The following is a 2674-nucleotide window of genomic DNA, read 5'->3' as shown; positions in this document are numbered from 1 at the left end:
ACACGAGCGGCGAGGTCCTCGCCACCGGGCCACGCGACCACTTCACCGACCCCCCGCCGCTCAGCGCCACCGCCACCGCACAGTCGACCCGGCCGCTCCCGCGGGCGATGCTCGCGGCAACTGCCGCGATGACCGCCGTCGGAATCCTCATCACCCTCGTGGCCGGACCGCTGTTCGCCTACACCCAGCGCGCGGCAGCCGATCTCAGGGGACGCGACCCCTACATCACGAGCGTGTTGCCGCCGGAGGTGCGTCGATGAACCCGCGGCCACAACCCCTCGACGGAGCATCGCCCGACACGCTTCCGCGGCGGCGACGCCGGTCCTTCCAGCCGCGAGCCATCCTCTTCGTGGCGCTGGCCTGGTCGCTGTTCTGGGATCGCATCACCTGGGGCAACATCGTCTCCGGCCTCCTCATCGGCCTCCTCGTCACCCTCGCCTTCCCGCTGCCCTCGATCGAGTTCGGCGGACGCCTTCGCCTCCACCGCCTGCTCCTTCTCGTCCTGCACTTCCTGCGTGACCTGGCGGTCGCGTCGGTGCAGGTCGTCCTCCTCGCCTTCAGGCCCCGGCCACCCCTCAACTCCGTCATCGCGGTCCAGCTGAGGACTCACTCCGACTTCTACCTCACCATCACCTCCGAGCTCGTCGGCCTCGTCCCGGGCTCCACCGTGATCGAGGCACGCAGGGCCAGCTCGATCGTCTATCTCCACCTGCTCGACGTCTCGGGGAGGACAGCGATCGAGCAGGCTCGTGCGCATGTGCTCGAGATCGAGGAGCGGGTAGTGCGGGTGTTCGGCTCGTCCGACGAGATCACCGCACTCGAGAAACTCAAGGAGGAGGGCCGATGACCATCGTCACCGGTGCCGCGACCATCATGCTGGGCCTTGCTGCCGCGCTCTGCCTGGTCCGCCTCTACCGAGGGCCGAGCAGCCTCGACCGGATCCTCGCGATCGACGTGCTCCTCGTCATCCTCATCGCCGGGATCGCTCTCGAGTCGGTCGAGAACGACCACGCGACCAACCTGCCGCTGCTGATGATCCTGGCGATGGTCAACTTCGTCGGTGGCGTGGCCATCACTCGGCTGCTCTCCCGCGACACCGACGACACTCCCACCGAGTCGGACGGAGCCGCATCATGAGCTGGTCCTCCGCCCTCGACGTCGTCGGCGCCATCTTCCTGCTCCTCGGATCAGGACTCTGCCTCGCCGGCGCCGTCGGCCTGGTGCGCTTCCCCGACACGCTCTCCCGGCTCCACGCCGTCACCAAGCCCCAGACCCTCGGCCTCCTCCTCATCCTCGGCGCCCTGGCCCTGACCCTGCGCTCGTGGGCCGCCACCACGACTCTCCTCATCGCCGGAGGCGCGCAGTTCTTCACCGCCCCTGTCGCGGCCCACCTCGTCGGACGCGCTGCCTATCGCAACGGCCGGGTCGCCCGCGAGACCCTGGACGTCGACGAGCTGTCCGAGGCGCTCGAGCGGGGGGACTGAGCTCCAGCGCCACCGCAGCCCCGACGCCTCGCCACCCCAGCGGCATACGGCTGATGGGCGGCGCGTTGCGACCTGTTGCCGGCCCTGCCCCCGACAACCGGATGAGCCGGCCCGCTCCCCGAAGATGCCTGCTCCTTCGGTGGTGCAGGCCGGGTGTGCGTCGTCGAGGACGGTCGGATCAGCAGGATCAGCAGGATCGGCACCCACTCGAAGCTGCTCGAGCCCGAAGGCCCCCACGGCGCGCTTGGCGCTCATGGCGCGACGAGCGTGCGCAGTCCCGGGTCCGTGACACCAGAGCAGGAGCGCACCAGCTCCGGTGCGCTCCTGCGTGGACGGGCCGGGCCCGCCAGACGACCCTGCGGTCCAAGCGGGTCTCAGTCGGCAGAGTCGGCCGAGTCGACGTCGTCCGGGGAGTCGGCACCGTCAGGGGAGTCGACGTCGGCGGGGCTGTCCGCCGACACGACCACGGGGGCCGGTGCCGGGGAGTCGGCGCTCTCCACCGTCTGGACCGGCTGACGTGCCGGCGCCGGGATCGGGGAGTCCGCGCTGGCCGCCGAAACGGCGTCCCCCTCCTGCGACGGCGAGTCCGCTGACAGCGCCGACACGGTCGAGGCAGAGGTGGCAGACTCCGTTGCCGAGGCGGCGGGGTCATCGGGGCTGTCAGTGGCCGACTCGGCCGACTCCACCGCGGACTCGTTCGGGGAGTCCAAGCTCGCGGGGCTGTCATCGGCCTGGACATCGTCTGCGGCGCCTGTCGTCAACACCACAGAGGCCGCTCCCTCGTCACTCGGGGGCGAGTCATTGAGGCCGAGCGCGGCCGCACTCAGGGCACCGCCCGTGCCCAGCACTGCCACGGCTCCGACCACGGCCCACTTCCTGGAAACGTTCATCACGTCCACCTCTCACGTCGTCGCTCCGGTCACAGGGCCGAAGCGGGTCACGCGATGCCAAGTGCGGCATCTCTTCGTTGACTCCCACTCTCGCGGCACACGATGAATCGACGAGGAGAGGCGCATGAGAGGACTCTCATCCAGGGACGGGGCCCTGGACCAGGCGGTAGCCCATCCCCCGGACCGTCTCGATGCGATGGGTTCCGAGCTTTCGGCGCAGGTACCGCACGTAGACGTCGACGACGTTGGAGCCCGGGTCGAAGTCGTATCCCCACACGTGGCTGAGGAGCTGCTCACGGG

5 protein-coding genes and 1 pseudogene are annotated in these 2674 nt (G+C 70.0%); 4 read left to right on the top strand and 2 right to left on the bottom strand.

All coding sequences use genetic code 11. The features are described from left to right. The 4 genes and pseudogenes from LOY02_RS10535 to mnhG form a co-directional block, all read left to right on the top strand. Positions 1-260 (top strand): annotated as a pseudogene (locus LOY02_RS10535) (hypothetical protein); the annotation flags it as partial. Beyond that, positions 257-847, top strand: a complete 591-nt coding sequence (locus LOY02_RS10530) for a Na+/H+ antiporter subunit E (RefSeq protein ID WP_317182312.1) — start codon at positions 257-259, stop codon at positions 845-847. The pseudogene LOY02_RS10535 and the gene LOY02_RS10530, both read left to right, overlap by 4 nt. Then, positions 844-1137, top strand: a complete 294-nt coding sequence (locus LOY02_RS10525; protein ID WP_317182311.1) for a monovalent cation/H+ antiporter complex subunit F — start codon at positions 844-846, stop codon at positions 1135-1137. The genes LOY02_RS10530 and LOY02_RS10525 overlap by 4 nt, the downstream gene beginning before the upstream one ends. Further along, positions 1134-1484 carry a monovalent cation/H(+) antiporter subunit G gene (mnhG, locus tag LOY02_RS10520; protein ID WP_317182310.1) on the top strand — a complete coding sequence of 117 codons (351 nt, stop codon included), beginning with the start codon at positions 1134-1136 and terminating at the stop codon, positions 1482-1484. The genes LOY02_RS10525 and mnhG overlap by 4 nt, the downstream gene beginning before the upstream one ends. A gap of 374 nt (positions 1485-1858) precedes the next feature. Here mnhG and LOY02_RS10515 read toward each other — a convergent pair whose 3' ends face one another. Then, positions 1859-2374: a hypothetical protein gene (locus LOY02_RS10515; protein WP_317182309.1), complete on the bottom strand. Its 516-nt coding sequence runs from the start codon at positions 2372-2374 to the stop codon at positions 1859-1861. Positions 2375-2510: 136 nt separating this feature from the next. Then, positions 2511-2674 (bottom strand): winged helix-turn-helix domain-containing protein (locus LOY02_RS10510; protein ID WP_317182321.1); only part of this gene is annotated, 164 nt, incomplete at its 5' end.

Source organism: Intrasporangium sp., assembly GCF_032907665.1.
Lineage (GTDB): Bacteria > Actinomycetota > Actinomycetes > Actinomycetales > Dermatophilaceae > Intrasporangium.
Note: the sequence above shows the minus strand (reverse complement) of the source record. Positions and strands in the feature narration are given on the sequence as shown.